At 46.6% G+C, this 16,721-nt stretch carries 13 protein-coding genes and 1 pseudogene; 13 read left to right on the forward strand and 1 reads right to left on the reverse strand.

Going from position 1 to position 16,721, the window contains the following annotated elements; translation table 11 throughout:
• Window positions 1-70 precede the first annotated feature (70 nt).
• The 9 genes and pseudogenes from A8O14_RS03875 (at window position 71) to A8O14_RS03915 (ending at window position 11,030) form a co-directional block, all read left to right on the forward strand.
• Complete coding sequence (locus A8O14_RS03875) at window positions 71-1,573, forward strand: TolC family protein (RefSeq protein ID WP_068948314.1); 1,503 nt, start codon at window positions 71-73, stop codon at window positions 1,571-1,573.
• 9 nt (window positions 1,574-1,582) lie between these two features.
• Window positions 1,583-2,842: an efflux RND transporter periplasmic adaptor subunit gene (locus A8O14_RS03880; RefSeq protein WP_082913095.1), complete on the forward strand. Its 1,260-nt coding sequence runs from the start codon at window positions 1,583-1,585 to the stop codon at window positions 2,840-2,842.
• On the forward strand, window positions 2,843-5,920 hold the full coding sequence (locus A8O14_RS03885) for an efflux RND transporter permease subunit (protein ID WP_068948315.1): 3,078 nt from the start codon (window positions 2,843-2,845) through the stop codon (window positions 5,918-5,920).
• A gap of 2 nt (window positions 5,921-5,922) precedes the next feature.
• Window positions 5,923-6,714 carry a 5'/3'-nucleotidase SurE gene (gene surE, locus A8O14_RS03890; RefSeq protein WP_068948317.1) on the forward strand — a complete coding sequence of 264 codons (792 nt, stop codon included), beginning with the start codon at window positions 5,923-5,925 and terminating at the stop codon, window positions 6,712-6,714.
• Between the two features lie 29 nt (window positions 6,715-6,743).
• Window positions 6,744-7,367: pseudogene (locus tag A8O14_RS03895) on the forward strand (protein-L-isoaspartate(D-aspartate) O-methyltransferase); the annotation flags it as partial.
• Entirely contained in the window at window positions 7,364-8,155 is a 792-nt protein-coding gene (locus A8O14_RS03900) for a peptidoglycan DD-metalloendopeptidase family protein (protein ID WP_068948320.1), read from the forward strand. The pseudogene A8O14_RS03895 and the gene A8O14_RS03900, both read left to right, overlap by 4 nt.
• A gap of 24 nt (window positions 8,156-8,179) precedes the next feature.
• Window positions 8,180-9,001: a 3'-5' exonuclease gene (locus A8O14_RS03905; protein ID WP_068948322.1), complete on the forward strand. Its 822-nt coding sequence runs from the start codon at window positions 8,180-8,182 to the stop codon at window positions 8,999-9,001.
• Window positions 8,994-10,421 carry a 23S rRNA (uracil(1939)-C(5))-methyltransferase RlmD gene (rlmD, locus tag A8O14_RS03910; RefSeq protein ID WP_068948324.1) on the forward strand — a complete coding sequence of 476 codons (1,428 nt, stop codon included), beginning with the start codon at window positions 8,994-8,996 and terminating at the stop codon, window positions 10,419-10,421. Before A8O14_RS03905 ends, rlmD begins: the two co-directional genes overlap by 8 nt.
• 54 nt (window positions 10,422-10,475) lie before the next feature.
• The gene (locus tag A8O14_RS03915) at window positions 10,476-11,030 is read left to right on the forward strand and encodes an outer membrane protein (protein ID WP_068948325.1); all 555 of its coding nucleotides are present in this window, start codon (window positions 10,476-10,478) and stop codon (window positions 11,028-11,030) included.
• Window positions 11,031-11,395: 365 nt separating this feature from the next.
• Here A8O14_RS03915 and A8O14_RS03920 read toward each other — a convergent pair whose 3' ends face one another.
• Window positions 11,396-12,097 (reverse strand): Bax inhibitor-1 family protein, encoded by a 702-nt coding sequence (locus A8O14_RS03920; protein WP_068949701.1) that lies wholly within the window; start codon window positions 12,095-12,097, stop codon window positions 11,396-11,398.
• Between the two features lie 260 nt (window positions 12,098-12,357).
• On the opposite strand from A8O14_RS03920, the gene ndk reads away from it, so the two are divergent.
• The 4 genes from ndk to hisS are packed head-to-tail and all read left to right on the forward strand — an operon-like array spanning window position 12,358 to window position 16,667.
• Entirely contained in the window at window positions 12,358-12,783 is a 426-nt protein-coding gene (gene ndk, locus A8O14_RS03925; protein WP_068948326.1) for a nucleoside-diphosphate kinase, read from the forward strand.
• A 31-nt stretch (window positions 12,784-12,814) separates the two neighbouring features.
• Window positions 12,815-14,023 (forward strand): 23S rRNA (adenine(2503)-C(2))-methyltransferase RlmN, encoded by a 1,209-nt coding sequence (rlmN, locus tag A8O14_RS03930; protein ID WP_071608667.1) that lies wholly within the window; start codon window positions 12,815-12,817, stop codon window positions 14,021-14,023.
• Window positions 14,024-14,033: 10 nt separating this feature from the next.
• Window positions 14,034-15,302 (forward strand): flavodoxin-dependent (E)-4-hydroxy-3-methylbut-2-enyl-diphosphate synthase, encoded by a 1,269-nt coding sequence (ispG, locus tag A8O14_RS03935; RefSeq protein WP_068948328.1) that lies wholly within the window; start codon window positions 14,034-14,036, stop codon window positions 15,300-15,302.
• Window positions 15,303-15,332: 30 nt separating this feature from the next.
• Entirely contained in the window at window positions 15,333-16,667 is a 1,335-nt protein-coding gene (hisS, locus tag A8O14_RS03940) for a histidine--tRNA ligase (RefSeq protein WP_068948330.1), read from the forward strand.
• Window positions 16,668-16,721: the final 54 nt, after the last annotated feature.

Raw genomic sequence — 16,721 nt, forward strand, 5'->3', positions numbered from 1 at the left:
GGTGGATGCGTGATCAAAATCTGCATCAGGGGCTATAAAAACAGCATTATTGATTTAGAGGCAGCCGCTTTTGTTCATTTTCGGCACACGCAAAATTAGCGCAGTATTTCCAGTCAAAAGAACCGCTTTTGCGCTCTTTGCTTCTGCTTTTTCTGCCGCTACCTTTGCTCAGGCAGATCAAACCCCTCCAGCAAGTGTCACCGTTCAAACCAGCGATGCTTCATTAAGTGCTCTGCCCTCAATTGGTGCTCAGCTCAGTAGCCAAGAAAAACCATCCAGAGCAGCAGAGTTATTTGCTCCAGTGACGAAAGCAAACACACCCAAGATTTATACCAAGCCTGTCGCAAGTGGACCAACTGAAATGGACCTGCGTCAACTTTGGAATGAACTCAAGATTAATAATCCGCAACTCTCATCATTGCGCGAATCCTACTTATCTGCCAAAGCAACTGTGCCACAGATTGCGGCGCCTGCTAACCCACAAGTTGGTTTGGTGTGGTCAGGTATGCCAGTCGGTTCACCACTAGCGCTTGGTACGGCGGGTAGTAATCCCAATGTGAGCAATAACAATGCCATCTCGATTGCGCAGCCGTTTCAGTTTCCGGGCAAGAGAAGTTTGGCGGCCAACATTGCCGATACCAATGCAGAAGCATTGCTAGCGCAATCTGAAGCAACTTACTTACAGTTGGGCGCTCAGCTCTCTAGTCTTTACTACAACGCGCTCGCAGCACAAAAGCAATTGCAGGTCCTCAAAGAGTCTGTGGTTCGCCTAGAAATGATTAAGAACGTCGCTAAAGCACGTTACGCGAATAACGCTGCCGCTTATGTTGAATACCTCAATGCACAAGTAGCACAAAGCGCAGCAGAGGCGGATCAATTTAATGTCGACCGTCAACTGCAAGTAGCGCTCAATAACATCAATACATTAGTGGGCCGTCACTCCCGTGAAAAATTGATTTTGCGAGGTGATGTACGCAAAGCATTAACGGGTGTGCCAACCTTAGTGGAGCTGGAAGACTATGCTGAAAGTAGCCACCCTTCATTAAAGAGTTCAGCATTGCAACTCGATGCTGCACGCAAAGGCGTTGACCTTGCCAAGAAAGCTTACTTGCCAGATTTTCAAGTGATAGGCTCTTCTTACACACCACGTGGTCCATTTTCTGCGAACAACGGCGCCTTGTATTACCAGTTTGAATTGGACCTCATCATTCCTCTGTATTTCTTTACTAAAGAGAAGTACGGAGTAGAGCAGGCGCAACGTAATCAAGCGTCGGCTGAAGCTGGCAATATCTCCAATCGCCAGCAAGTTGTTTTAGCAGTCAATACCGCTTATGCTGCCTATGAGCAGGCTAAAGTACAGACCCAGTTTCTAAAAGATAGACAAGTTCCACAGGCCGATGCAGCATATAAAGTCGGTTTGATTCAGTATTCCAATAATGGCCAAGGTTTCAATGATTTGTTGACTGCCCAGACACAGTTGCGTAATTTAGAGGTGCAGTTGGCTTTGGCGGAAGCAAACCTGATGCAGGCCCAAGCAGTGTTGCTGGTTTCTGCTGGTAAAGAACCTTTTTAAGGAGTCGTTTTGAAGGATAAGTTACATAAGCTCCTAAAGCGAGCTTCTGAAGAGGCTAAAAAGACGAAGGCGAAATTATCTGCCCGTATTGCAGCTAATACGAATGAGATTCATCGCTCCTATTGGGCATTGCCGCGAGAGACACGTGCACGTCTGCGCTTAATCATTATTTGTGTTTCGATTTTGATGTTAGGCATTGTGATTGGTTTGTTTGTGAATGTGAATCGTCCAGTCAAGCTAGAGAAGAATGCAAAAATACTTTCGATTGAAAGTACTGGCGCGATGGAGCTCAAGCTACCTGGCGTTGAACTCAATCCAAACATCTATATATTTCAAGAAGCACAAAAAGTGCAGGTACCTGTTGAACTAAAGGTTCCTGGACGCTTGGCCTTTAACGCTGAAAGATCCAAAGTGCTCTCTGCTAGAGCACCTGGCAGGGTAGAGCGTATTTATGCATTTGATGGCGCGCAAGTGGAAGTTGGCTCACCAATTATTGAGTTGTACAGCCCAGAGTTTCTCTCTGCCCAACAAGAGTATTTGCTTTCTTCTAAAACCGCCAAGGTGCTTGAAGGCAATAAGACCATGAGTGACCTCTTGGGTGATGCACAAATTACACAACAAGCTGCCGCCAACAGAATGCGCAATTTGGGTGCGAGTGATGGTGATATCAAAACCTTAGATAAGAGTGGTAAAACCCAATACAACTTGGTGATGCGCTCCCCATTGCAAGGAGTAGTGGTAAAGCGCTCAGTAGATCCTGGTTCGATTGTCAATGCGGGTGATGTGCTGGCAACTTTAGCTAATCCAAAAGAACTTTGGTTCCTGGGTAACATCTACGAGCAAGATATACGGAGAATTCAGAAGGGTCAGACCATGATTCTGCGCTCTGAGTCTTATCCTGATAAAGAGTTTGTGGCCACCGCTAATTACATTGCCCCAACCATTGATCCAGAGACCCACGCATTGTTGATTCGTTGTGATGTTGAAAATCCAGATGGACTCTTGCGCCCAGATATGTACGTTAACGCCCGCCTTAAAACAGGTGATGCAGAAGCCGTAGTCGTTCCACAGTCAGCGATTGTGCGTGTGCGTGAGATGCGTTACGCCATTATTAAAACTGGTAAGGATAGTTACCGTCGCTTTGCTGTCAAAGGCTATGATATGGATGGCAAGCGCTTTGCAGTAACAGAAGGTCTTGAGCCCGGCATGATGGTGTTGACTGATGGCGCAGTCTTATTAAATGACCGTTTTGCCAAGCAGGAGGAATAATTGAGTTTTGTAACCTCCTTCATTCGGGGAGTTTTAGATAAGCGCATCATTATTCTGTTTGCCGCAGCAGTGCTGTTGGTGCTCGGTGCATTTAGCTTAAAACAATTACCGATTCAGCCATACCCTGGGGTTGCACCACTGACCATTCAGGCAATCTCCCAATGGCCAGGAAGAAGTACGACTGAGGTAGAGCAGCAAGTCACCATTCCGGTTGAAAATGCCTTAGCGGGTATTCCGGGCGTTAAGGCCTTTCGCTCAGTTTCACTCTTTGGTTTATCAGTTGTCACACTCAAGTTCAATGACAACGCTGACCCATTTAAGGTTCGCCAAATCTTTATTACTAATTTAGGTAATGTGGCGTTTCCGCCAGGCGTGAGCTCTAGCGTTAGTCCAGACTCTGATGCAACCGGGGAGATCTTGCGTTATCAGGTCACTTCAGACTATGCATCACCAACCCGACTAAAGACCTTACAAAACTACGAAATTTATAAAGAGCTCAAGCAAACCCCAGGGGTTGCGGACGTCTCTTCTTTTGGTGGTAAGGTGCGCCAATATCAAGTCATCGTGAGCCCTGAGAGTTTGCAATCTAAGGGCATTACTGTTCCCCAATTAATTGATGCTTTATCGAAAGCCAACGACAACACTGGCGGTGGCGTTTTGCCGAGTGGTGAGCAGCAATTTGTAGTGCGTGGTGTAGGTCTCTTAAAGAATATTGATGACATAAAGCAAGTTGTTATTGCAGTAAACAAAGGTGTGCCGGTTCGGATTGGTGATGTAGCCACAGTGCAAATTGGTAATGCACCTCGTTTGGGCCTCTTTCAGTTTGATGACAATCCCGATTCTATAGAAGGCATTGTGTATTTGCGTCGTGGTGAGAACGCTTCAGAGGTCTTGGCCCGCGTTCGAGAAAAAGTCACCAATATCAACAGTCACATTTTGCCCCCTGGAATTCAGGTAAAGCCTTTCTACGATCGCCAGGTTTTATTAGATATCACAGTGGGCACCGTGAAGCACACCATGTTCTTTGGTATCACCATGGTCTTGGCTTTACTCTATGTATTCTTGGGTAACTTCCGCGCTGCAGCAGTGGTAGCTGCAGTGATTCCGCTAGCACTCTGTTTCTCATTCATCATGATGTACATCTTTAACGTGCCAGCCAATTTGATTTCGTTGGGCGCGATTGACTTCGGTGTGATTGTGGATGCGGCGGTCATTATTACCGAGAACGTAATGCGCCACATGGAAGAGGGCGGCAAGCGCGTTAATCAAAGCATTATTTTGGCAACGAGCGAAGTGCAGCGGGCCATGGTCTATTCCACCAGCATCATCATCGTGGCTTATTCCCCGTTGTTCCTGATGGGTGGAGTTGAGGGCATCATCTTCAAACCCATGGCATTTACCATGGGTTTTGCTTTGGTCGCTTCGATTATTTTGAGCTTGACCTTCCTACCCGCATCGATGTCCTATGTCTTTGGGGAAAATTTCCATCACGCGCCGCCTAAGTTCATCACATGGATGCTAGAACGCTATCGTCCTTTGCTGCGGAAATGGATGGATCATCCACGTCATGTGATTGCCATTTCAATTTTCATTCTTGGTCTGACTTTATTGAGCGCAACCCGCTTAGGAACCGCCTTCTTGCCAACCCTAGAAGAAAATAATATTTGGTTGCGTGTGACTTTACCTAATACGGTCGATTTAGACTACTCAATTAAAGTTGCTAATCAATTGCGCGAGAATTTCTTAAAGCAGCCTGAGTTGGATAGGGTAGCAGTGCAGATTGGTCGTCCAGATGATGGCACGGATTCAACGGGTGTATTTAACCAAGAGTACGGTTTGTACTTGAAGTCGCCAGAAGATATGCCAAAAGGTACCAACAAGCATCTCTTAATTAAGCACTTGCAGGCAGAGCTAGACAAGATTCCTGGTGTGAACTATAGCTTCTCTCAGTACATTCAAGATAACGTCAATGAGGCGCTCTCGGGGGTTAAAGGTGAAAACTCGGTCAAGATTTTTGGATCAGATTTGGAAGTTTTAGCTCAAAAAGCGCATGAAGTGGTGACACAACTTAAAAAAGTGCGTGGTATTGAAGATGAAAATACGCTCAAAGAGTTAGGTCAGCCTACCTTAAATATTCAGATTGATCGTGATAAAGCCGCGCGTTATGGCGTGAACGTCAGTGATATCCAAACAGTTGTGGCCAACTCGATTGGTGGTGCACCAGTGACTAACTTTTTAGAAGATGAAAAAACCTTCGGCGTTGCTGTGCGTTTAAATGAAGCTAGCCGTAACGATATTCCCGATGTAACAAACTTACTGATCGATACCCCAAATGGTCAGAAGGTGCCGCTCGGTATGGTTGCTAATGTGCGTTTGACTGATGGACCATTCTTTATCTATCGCGAAGCAGGTAAGCGCTATATCGCGGTCATCTTTAGCGTGCGTGGTCGTGACTTGGGTAGTGCGGTTGAGGATGCCAAATACTTGGTTGAAAAGAACGTCGCCTTACCAACAAACTACACCATTTCTTGGGATGGACAGTTTAATCAGATGAAAGCTGCACAACAGAAGTTGATGGTCATCATCCCATTGACGCTGGTAGCTATCTTCTTATTGCTCGTAACTGCCTTGGGTAATTTCCGCGATGCTGTGATTGTGCTCATCAACGTACCATTTGCTGCTATTGGCGGCATCATTGCTTTGCATCTCGGTGGCGAGACTTTGAGTATCTCCGCTCTATTTGGATTCTTATCCTTGTTTGGTATTGCGATTCAAGACGGTGTGATTTTGATTTCATATATTAATAAGACCGTGGCAGAAGAGCATGCTGCTATGAAAGATGCCATGGTCGATGGTGCAGCATTGCGTGTACGTCCAGTATTAATGACAGCGATGTTGGCTGGCCTAGGACTCTTGCCTGCTGCTTTATCGCACTCAATTGGTTCTGAAGCGCAGCGCCCATTGGCGCTCGTAATCGTAGGTGGTATGGTCACCACCACTATTTTGACTTTACTTGTATTGCCAGTGATCTATGCAGCTATGAGAGCGCGCGGCAAACATAAACCAGGACTCGTTTAAGTATGGCAAAGCAACCTCACATCCTGGTATCCAATGATGACGGCTATTTAGCGCCTGGTCTTTTGGCGCTAGTCAATGCTGTGCGTCCATTAGGCCGCATTACCGTAATTGCTCCAGAGCAAAACCATAGCGGTGCCTCAAATTCACTTACACTATCTAGGCCACTGTCGATTCATCGGGTGGCTGGTGGTGAGCGCGATGGCTTCTTCTTTATTAATGGCACGCCAACTGATTGTGTGCACGTTGCGATGACCGGTTTCTTGGATGAGAAACCAGACCTCGTCATTTCAGGTATCAATCAAGGCGAGAACATGGGTGAAGACGTTCTCTATTCAGGCACTGTCGCTGCAGCAGTAGAGGGCGTCATGTTTGGTGTGCCTGGTATTGCTTTCTCACAAATTGATCGTGGCTGGAATCGTATCGAAGATGCGGCTAAAGCTGCTCATGATGTTGTGGCACAGATGCTGATATCGAGCCTGAATCAAAATCATACCGATGGCAATGCCACGCTCTTGAACGTCAATATTCCCAATCGTCCGTACGCAGATTTGTATCGCTGGCGCGTGACCCGCTTGGGTAATCGCCATCATTCACAGCCAGTAGTGGTGCAAGATAGCCCGCGCGGCGAGAAGATTTACTGGATTGGTGCAGCAGGGGATGTCAAAGAGGGTTCCGAAGGAACTGACTTTCATGCAATTGATGAGGGTTGCATCTCCATTACGCCAATGCAATTGGATTTAACGCATCATGCCCGCTTAGCAGCGATGCGTGCTAACGGATGGACTCGCGGTTGAAGGCGCCCACTGAGCGTTTCGCAGCTTATCGGCAAGCATTAGCAGCAAAAGTTCATGCTGGTGGCGTTAAACACGGTAAAACTTTAGAAGCGATTGCTACCGTTCCGCGCCACGCTTTCATGGATGCTGGTTTACATGCGCAGGCATATGAAGATACTGCGCTACCGATTGGTCATGAGCAAACAATCTCTAAGCCATCGGTAGTCGCGCGCATGATTGAGCTACTTCATAAACCAAAACAGAAACTCGAAAAAGTATTAGAAATCGGTACTGGTTGTGGATACCAAGCGGCAGTACTGAGTCTATTGGCTGATGAGGTCTATTCGATCGAGCGCATTCGGTCGCTACACGATATGGCCAGAGCAAAGTTACGCCCATTTCGGATTAATAATCTGCGCCTGATTTATGGCGATGGTATTTTGGGTTTACCCCAAGCGGCTCCATTTGACGGAATTATTTTAGCTGCCGCTGGTCTGGGAATCCCAGATGCTTTGCTAGATCAATTGGCGATTGGTGGGCGTTTGGTTGCCCCAGTTGCTAAAAATGCAAAAGAGCAGCAGCTCGTTGTCGTCGAAAGAATGAGTTCCCAGCGCTATCAAAGGACTGTGCTGGACGAGGTCTTTTTTGTCCCCTTACAATCAGGGGTAGTATGAAATCTATTTCACATTCCATGACCAATTTATCCAAAAGCCTTCTAGTTGCAATCCTATCTGCATCTTTGGTGTTGATTACGGGATGCTCTACAACGCCTCGTGCTAAGCCAGCGGGTGTAATTGATCGCTCTGGCGGATCTACTAGCAATGAACCAGCGCCTCCTGGATACTATCGCGTGAAGAAGGGTGACACCTTAGCGCGTATTGCCTTGGATCATGGTCAAGGACCGCGCGATGTAGCGCAGTGGAATAAGGCAGAAAATCCTAACTTCAATCCGAATGTGATTGAGGTAGGTGACCTGATTTTGATCAAGCCACCAGCAAGTGCAAAAGCGGCAAAACCAGTTGATAGCAAACCAACTGCAAGTGCGCAGAAAGTTGATGCACCAGCGCCAGCAGAAACAAGTAAACCTGAAGTAGTAGCAGAGCCAGGTATTCGTTTATCTTGGCCTGCTAAAGGCAAGGTTACTGGTGAATTTAACGAAACCAATAAAGGTATCGATATCGCTGGCAAAGTGGGCGAGCCTGTATTGGCCGCTGCCGATGGCAAAGTCGTTTATGCCGGCAATAGCTTGCGTGGTTATGGCAATTTAGTCATTGTTAAACATGACAATACCTATCTCACTGCCTACGCTCACAACAGCAAGCTCTTAGTTAAAGAGGGTGATAGCGTGCGCAAGGGTCAGAAAATTGCCGAGATGGGTGATACCGATACCAACTCAGCAAAACTCCATTTTGAATTGCGCGTCAACGGCAAGCCAGTCAATCCGACGCCGTACTTGCAGTAAAGCTGCGCCCTAACTAAAGTGCCTATGGCCACCGTTCTCGTCTTTGATATTGAAACCATTCCTGACGTAGCGGGTCTGCGTCGTCTCGAAGACTATCCTGATTCCATGACAGATGCTGAAGTTGCTGCCAAGGCAATGGCTGAGCGCGCAACAAAAACCGGTAGTGAATTTTTACCATTGTTCTTACAAAAGATTGTTGCTATCTCTTGTGTGATTCGCAGAACAACAAAAGAAGGTCTGCCACAGATTAAGGTTGGCACTTTAGGTACGCCAGAAGATGATGAGAAAGTATTGGTGCAAGCCTTCTTTGATTTGATTGAGAAGTACACGCCACAGTTGGTTTCTTGGAATGGCAGCGGCTTTGATCTTCCTGTATTGCACTACCGCGCACTTGCCAATCACATTCAAGCGCCACGGTATTGGGAGATGGGCGAGAGTCAAGAAGCCGATAGCCGTGACTTTAAATGGAATAACTACATCAGTCGCTATCACATGCGCCATTTGGACATGATGGATCTTCTAGCTAAATTTAATGGCAGGGCCAATGCGCCATTAGATGGTTTGGCAAAACTCTGTGGCTTCCCGGGCAAGATGGGTATGGATGGCAGTCAAGTTTGGCCAGCGTATCAAGAAGGCAAGATCAATGACATCCGGCGCTATTGCGAGACCGATGTTGTCAATACCTACCTCATGTATTGCCGTTTTCAATTACTGCGCGGCGGTTTCTCATTAGAGGAATACCAAGAAGAAATTGATTTTGTTAAAGCCTATCTAGAAAAAGAAGCCAAAGAGCCAAACGGTGGTCAATGGCAAGAATATCTCCAAGGTTTTACACCGGATGCGTAGAGGCGATAAGCCAGTCAATATAGAAGTGACTGAGCCAGTAAGAGTAGAAGCACTTGATTTAGATGCCCAAGGCATTGCCCGCCTAACTCCGAATGAAGAAGAGCTAGCCGAAGGGCAGGGCGGTAAAGTCATTTTCATCAAAGGTGCGTTACCTACAGAGCTCGTTACTTACACCATCACTAGCGATAAAGCCCGCTTTAGTAAAGCCAAAGTCAGAGAAATCCTCAAGCCCGCAGTGTTCAGGGCGGAGCCCAAATGCGCAGCCTTTGGCGTCTGTGGTGGTTGCACCATGCAGCACTTAGATATTCGGGCGCAAGTTGCCATGAAGCAGCGTGTTCTTGAGGATGATTTGCATCACATTGCCAAAGTGCAGCCTGAAGAAATTTTGCGTCTCATGGGTGGACCCACTTGGGAATATCGTCATCGTGCACGCCTGAGCGCCGTCAATCGTTCGATTAAAAAAGGCACAGTTCTGATTGGTTTTCATGAAGGCAAGAGCGGGTATGTTGCCGACATGCTGGCTTGTGAGATATTGCCTAAGCATGTATCTGATCTGTTGCCTGAAATGCGCAGACTAGTGATGGGTTTATCGATTGTCGATCGCATGCCCCAAATTGAGATTGCTGTTGGTGAGCCAGAAGACCCGAATTCTGATGACCCCAAGAAAAACAAGCCTGTCACAGCGCTAGTATTTCGTAATCTTCAGCCTTTAACGCCAGCTGATGAAGCGTTGATGCGAGCCTTTGCTGATGAGCATCAGGTGTGGATTTGGCTGCAGCCCAAAGGTATTGAGACGGTAGCGCCTTTTTACCCAGAGACTGGCAAGCTTTGCTACCGCTTGCCTGAATTTGAAATTGAGATGCCATTTAAACCTGCCGACTTTACGCAGGTCAATCACATGATGAATCGCGCTCTCGTAAGCAAAGCGATTCGCTTATTGGAAGTCAAGACAACAGATCGTGTGCTCGATTTATTTTGTGGCATTGGTAATTTCACCTTACCGCTTGCCAGAAAAGCAAAACAGGTTTTAGGGATCGAAGGCTTAGCAACGCTAACGACTAGAGCAAAAGCAAATGCTGAACATAACGGCCTACAAGATAAAGTCAGTTTTATGCAGAGCGATTTGTTTGAGGTCACCACCGAAACGATTACATCGTGGGGCAAAGCGGAGCGCTGGTTAATGGATCCACCACGTGAAGGCGCCATGGAAATTTGTAAGTCACTGGCAGATCTACATCTGCAGAAGAGTGATTTGTTGCCAGAGCGCATTGTCTATGTCTCATGCAACCCCAAAACTCTGGCTAGAGATGCCGATATCTTGTGCCACCAAGCAGGCTACACGCTCAAAGGGGCGGGCATTGTGAATATGTTCCCGCACACCTCCCATGTGGAATCCATGGCGGTTTTTGATAAAACCTAACTGTTTGATATAGTGCTTGGAAATAAATATAAATAAGCATTAAGGGGTAATGAGATGAAAAAAATAGCAATTTTTTTATGGGCTCTTTCTGCGCCGATTGCTTATGCACAGTCACAAAACTTTGAGGGCTTTGGATTAGCTGTTGATTATTCTTTGAACTCTATTACCGATGTATCGACACCGGGTGGATCAGCTACTAGTCGAAGTGGTATCCCAAGTATTACTGCTGATGCTTACAAAGCTATTAATAAAGATTGGTTAGTTGGCGTATATGGAACCTATGATTTAGGGACAACAGATACTACAGGCACCGATCCCGACGCACATCATCCAATTGAAGCCGGTGGAAAGGTGGCCTATGCGTTTACTGAAAATATATTGGGTTATATCAAGCTTGGTTGGTCCTGGTCTAAGTTCTCATCACCTGGTTACTATCAGTGGATGAATGGTCCGAGTTATGGCATCGGCGCTGAATACTTGCTCACCAAAAACCTCTTCACAAGGGTAGAGGTATCACAGCAAAACTACAAAACCGTTCAATGGAATGATGGATCCACTGACAAGGTGAATATCAATTCTTACGGCATTTCTTTAGGTTGGCGTTTCTAGTCTCCCAATTAAAGCTTCCAAAAGTAGGAATATTTGCACCAATTTGGCGCTAATTTAGTGCGCTTTTGTTGTTTTACCCACTTCTAGGTGCATAGGATTTTGATGACTGTCTTATAGAAGAGTAGATTGAACTTGTAGGCATATGTTTGGGCCTACAGATTCATTTACCTCTAGGAGAGCATCATGAAAGCCTCAGATAGTTTTGCAATCTTGTTGATTTTGATTGCACTGTCTTATGCGGTGAGCATGTTTGTAGCGAACTAATTTTTCGTCACAAACTAGCAGGCAGGTTGTAAATAAAAAAGGCACCCGCAGGTGCCTTCTGAGAACAACACACTAAAGTTTCTAGTGCGTCTTTATCTCCCTTAATCGCGATTACCACCAACGATACCCAAGAGGGCAAGTAAATTGGTGAAGACGTTGTAAACATCTAAATAGATCGCTAATGTAGCCATGATGTAGTTGGTTTCGCCACCATTAATGACGCGTTGCACGTCAACCAAGATGAAGGCAGAGAAGATCGCTATAGCCAACACCATCACAGTCAACATCAAAGCAGGCAACTGCAACCAGATGTTTGCTAGAGAGGCCACGATCAAGAGCAGTACGCCTACCATTAACCATTTGCCAAGGCCAGCAAAGTCACTCTTGCTCACAGTAGCAATGGTTGCCATGGTTGCAAAGATGGCTGCTGTTCCGCCGAAGGACAGCATGATTAGGGCGGCGCCGTTGCTATAGCTATTGAGCGTGAAGCCTACTAGGCGAGAGAGCATGATGCCCATGAAGAAGGTGAAGCCCAGCAATAGGAGTACCCCTACGCCAGTGTCTTTATTCTTTTCAATTGCCCAGAAGAATCCAAAGGCAATTGCCATGAAAACGATAAAGCCTAAGAAAGGGCTGCCAGAGAAAAGGTCAAGACCCATTGCTACGCCGAGCCATGCGCCGATAACGGTTGGCACCATAGATAGCGCCAACAGGGCATAGGTATTGCGCAGTACGCGATTGCGTACCTGGACGGTACTAATTGAGCCGGATTGGCCAAAGCCGTAAGAGTTCAGATCACTCATATTGACTCCTTCTTTTTCATAGTTGTTACAAGAGCCCATAAAGAGCTGTTGACTCTAAGTATAGACAAAACACCCCAATTTCAAGCCCCCCTATAAAAGACCTACAAATTAAGGGCTTATGTCTTGTAAATTCAAGGGCTTAGCCCTACAGACATAGGGGTAAATACGGTCAAGCAATGTATAATTCGGGGGTCGTTGAGCTAGGGCGGTTTATTGGCCTTAACCAACAAATACCTTTGAAATCACTATTGGAGTCTTGAATGGCAATTGAACGCACCCTTTCTATTATCAAACCTGATGCTGTCGCTAAAAACGTCATCGGCAAAATCTATGACCGTTTTGAATCTGCTGGTTTGAAGATTGTTGCTTCCAGAATGGCGCATTTGTCACAAAACGAAGCGGAGCAATTCTATGGCGTTCACAAAGACCGTCCTTTCTTCAAAGACTTGGTGAACTTCATGATTTCTGGTCCAGTCATGATTCAAGTATTGCAAGGCGAAGGCGCTATTGCTAAGAATCGCGATTTGATGGGCGCTACCGATCCGAAGAAAGCAGAAAAAGGCACAATCCGTGCTGATTTTGCAGACAGCATTGATGCGAACGCTGTGCACGGTTCTGATGCTCCTGAAACAGCTGCTGTGGAAGTTGCATTCTTCTTCCCTGGCATGAATGTTTTCAATCGTTAATCAACAACCTATTTATTGATAAGTAGGCGCATTGACCTCCCCGCGCGTAAATCTCTTAGATTTTGACGCTGACCAAATGGCGGCGTATGTCGCGGGGTTGAATGAAAAGCCCTTTAGGGCAAAGCAACTCATGCAGTGGATACACCAACGCGGCGTGTCTGACATTAATGACATGAGTGATTTGGCAAAAAGCTTTCGAGCCACATTGCTTGATAAAGCAGAAGTACTCTCTCTTCCTGTTATTAAAGATGAACACGCCCATGACGGCACACGCAAGTGGCTATTGGACGTGGGGGCTGGCAATGCAGTTGAGTCTGTCTTTATTCCTGAGGATGACAGAGGTACTTTATGCATCTCTTCTCAAGCGGGTTGTGCAGTCAATTGCCGTTTTTGCTCAACAGGGCATCAAGGCTTCTCTCGCAATCTGACTTCCGGTGAAATCATCGGACAACTCTGGTTTGCAGAACATCTTTTGCGTAACGACCCAGATGCGGTCCGCAGAATTGAAAAATTTCCAACCCCAGGCTGGGAGTACACTGGTCGTGTGATTTCAAATGTGGTGATGATGGGCATGGGCGAACCTTTGCTCAACTATGACAACGTGGTTTCTGCATTGCGTTTAATGCTTGATGACAGAGCCTATGGCTTATCCCGTCGTCGCGTGACTGTATCAACCTCTGGTGTTGTGCCGATGATTGATCGTCTTGCGCAAGATTGCCCAGTAGCATTGGCAGTGTCATTGCATGCACCAAACGATACCTTGCGTGATCAATTGGTGCCACTGAATCAAAAATATCCTTTACGTGAATTACTCGATGCATGTGAGCGTTATTTGCCATTTGCGCCAAGAGACTTTTTGACCTTTGAATATTGCATGCTCGATGGTGTTAATGATTCCGATATTCAAGCAAAAGAATTAGTACGTTTACTCAAGAACATCAAATGCAAAATTAATTTGATTCCTTTCAATCCATTCCCAGAATCTGGTCTCAAGCGCTCATCAGCCCAGCGTGTGAACGCCTTTGCTAGCATTCTCTTGGATGCCGGCATGGTCGCTACAGTGCGTAAGACTCGTGGTGACGATATCGCTGCAGCCTGCGGTCAGCTAGCGGGTGATGTGGTGGACCGTACTCGAGTGCGCGAGCGTGCTGTGCATAAAGCAGAGATTGAGATTGAAGAAGTTGAGTCTGATACTCAGTCAAATGAGCGCCCCATTGAGTGGCTCAAAAAGTTAAATTAATTAGAACCCCATGAGCTCTAATAATTCACTACCGCCATTACCCTTAGGACCATCTCCTAAGCGTGCAACACGTCAAGCAACCGTTGCCTGGAAAACCAACATCATTACTGTGGGTGGTGATGCGCCTGTGCGCGTGCAGTCCATGACCAATACTGATACTGCAGATGCTGTTGGTACTGCGATTCAAGTAAAAGAATTAGCGCGCGCTGGATCAGAGATGGTGCGCATTACGGTGAACACTCCAGAAGCTGCAGCAGCTGTACCTTATATTCGTGAGCAGTTAGACAAGATGGATGTCTTGGTGCCATTGATTGGTGACTTTCATTACAACGGCCATACCTTATTAAACGATTACCCAGAGTGCGCTAAAGCACTCTCGAAGTACCGCATCAATCCAGGTAATGTGGGTAAGGGCGCCAAGCGTGACCCACAGTTTGCGCAAATGATTGAAGCGGCCTGCAAATACGACAAGCCGATTCGTATTGGTGTGAACTGGGGCAGCTTAGATCAAGAGCTCTTAGCATCGATTATGGATAGCAATGCTGCACTTGAAAATCCGAAGACTGCGCAAGAAGTGATGATTGAAGCGCTCATTCAGTCTGCCTTGCAGTCTGCAGAAAAAGCGGTTGAGCTGGGCATGAACCCGAATCAAATTTTGCTCTCTTGCAAAGTGAGCAATGTTCAAGACTTAGTTGCAGTCTATCGTGATCTTTCCCGTCGCTCTGATTATCCTTTGCATTTGGGTTTAACCGAAGCAGGTATGGGAAGCAAAGGCATTGTGTCTTCTACTGCGGCAATGGGTATTTTGTTGCAAGAGGGTATTGGCGACACCATTCGCGTTTCATTGACGCCTGATCCAGGTGCGCCTCGTGAAAACGAAGTCATTGTTGCCCAAGAGATTTTGCAAACCATGGGATTGCGTAACTTCACACCGATGGTGATTGCATGTCCTGGTTGTGGCAGAACGACTAGTACGACTTTCCAAGAGCTCGCTGCCAATATTCAGTCCTATTTACGCCAGCAAATGCCTATTTGGAAGAAAACCCACCCAGGTGTAGAGAATATGAATGTGGCAGTGATGGGTTGTATCGTTAATGGCCCGGGCGAGAGCAAGCATGCCAATATCGGCATTTCTTTGCCAGGCACTGGCGAAACTCCAGCTGCTCCCGTGTTTGTCGATGGCGTTAAAGTAAAGACATTGCGCGGCGAAAATATTGCCCAAGAGTTTCAGGTGATCGTAGATGACTATGTCAAACAAAACTACGCCGCCAAGATTTAATTAAGCAAATAAGTAAAAGAACAATAAAAAATGACTGACCAGAGCAAAGACAAAGTCCAAAAAATGCAAAAGACGCAGAAAATTAACGGCGTGCGCGGCATGAATGATTTGTTGCCAGCCGATGCTGCGCAGTGGGCGCATCTTGAGCATGTCTTGCGCGATTTAACTCGTGCATATGGTTACGAGTTTTTAAGAACTCCCATCGTTGAAGCGACAGCCGTATTTCAGCGGGGGATTGGCGAAGTAACCGACATCGTTGAAAAAGAAATGTATTCCTTCGAGGATCGCTTGAACGGTGAGCAACTTACTTTGCGTCCTGAAGGTACTGCAGCGCTCGTGCGCTCAGTCATTGAAAACAATTTGTTGTACGAAGGACCCAAGCGTCTTTGGTACACCGGCCCAATGTTCCGCCATGAGCGCCCACAACGGGGTCGCTATCGTCAGTTCCACCAATTTGGTATTGAAGCTTTAGGCTTTGCAGGCCCAGATATTGATGCTGAAATTATTCTCATGGGTCAACGCCTTTGGGATGAGCTTGGCTTAAAGGGTGTGCGTCTGGAGATTAATTCTTTAGGTCAAGCCAATGAGCGTGCACAGCACCGTGCCGCTTTAGTGACTTACTTTGAGAAAAATCAATCGCAGTTAGATGAAGATTCACAGCGCCGCTTGTTAACTAATCCATTGCGTATTTTGGATTCTAAAAATCCAGAGATGCAGGCTCTGATTGAAGGCGCGCCAAAGCTATTTGATTTCTTGGGCGAAGAATCACTGAAGCACTTCAATGCCGTGCAAGCAATTCTTAAAGCGAACAATATCCCTTGCAAAATCAATCCGCGTTTAGTGCGTGGCTTGGATTACTACAACCTTACGGTGTTCGAATGGATCACTGATGAACTTGGTGCGCAGGGCACAATCGCTGGTGGTGGTCGTTACGATCCATTGATTGAGCATATGGGTGGTAAAGCGGCGCCTGCTTGTGGTTGGGCAATGGGTATGGAACGTGTTCTAGAGTTGATGAAGGTTTCTGGGTCCTTGCCAGAAGCGCAAGCCCAATGTGATATCTATGTATTACATCAAGGTGGCGAAACATTAACTACGGCCATGATTATTGCTGAGCGCTTGCGTAACGCCGGTATCGATACCATTCTTTTTTGCCCTCCAGATGGCCAATCAGCCAGCTTTAAGTCTCAAATGAAGAAAGCGGATGCCAGTGGCGCAGCCTTTGCAGTCATCATCGGACCAGATGAATTGGCTAAAAATGAGGCAGGGCTCAAAGATCTTCGGGGCACGGGTGAGCAGCAGTCTATTCCCTTAGAGGGTGTGCTGGAAGCTGTAATTGACGCTCTAGTAGGCGCCTCCGAATAGAATAAGAGTTATAGAGTTGCCGGTGCCGAATATCGGTACGCATAAACATTAATT

It is taken from the genome of Polynucleobacter wuianus (assembly GCF_001659725.1).
Classification (GTDB): domain Bacteria; phylum Pseudomonadota; class Gammaproteobacteria; order Burkholderiales; family Burkholderiaceae; genus Polynucleobacter; species Polynucleobacter wuianus.

Coding starts and splice junctions, on each gene's coding strand:
- surE (WP_068948317.1), top strand. CDS start 5,923: ATGGCAAAGCAACCTCACATCCTGGTATCCAATGATGACGGCTATTTA.
- A8O14_RS03900 (WP_068948320.1), top strand. CDS start 7,364: ATGAAATCTATTTCACATTCCATGACCAATTTATCCAAAAGCCTTCTA.
- A8O14_RS03905 (WP_068948322.1), top strand. CDS start 8,180: ATGGCCACCGTTCTCGTCTTTGATATTGAAACCATTCCTGACGTAGCG.
- rlmD (WP_068948324.1), top strand. CDS start 8,994: ATGCGTAGAGGCGATAAGCCAGTCAATATAGAAGTGACTGAGCCAGTA.
- A8O14_RS03915 (WP_068948325.1), top strand. CDS start 10,476: ATGAAAAAAATAGCAATTTTTTTATGGGCTCTTTCTGCGCCGATTGCT.
- A8O14_RS03920 (WP_068949701.1), bottom strand. CDS start 12,097: ATGAGTGATCTGAACTCTTACGGCTTTGGCCAATCCGGCTCAATTAGT.
- ndk (WP_068948326.1), top strand. CDS start 12,358: ATGGCAATTGAACGCACCCTTTCTATTATCAAACCTGATGCTGTCGCT.
- ispG (WP_068948328.1), top strand. CDS start 14,034: ATGAGCTCTAATAATTCACTACCGCCATTACCCTTAGGACCATCTCCT.
- hisS (WP_068948330.1), top strand. CDS start 15,333: ATGACTGACCAGAGCAAAGACAAAGTCCAAAAAATGCAAAAGACGCAG.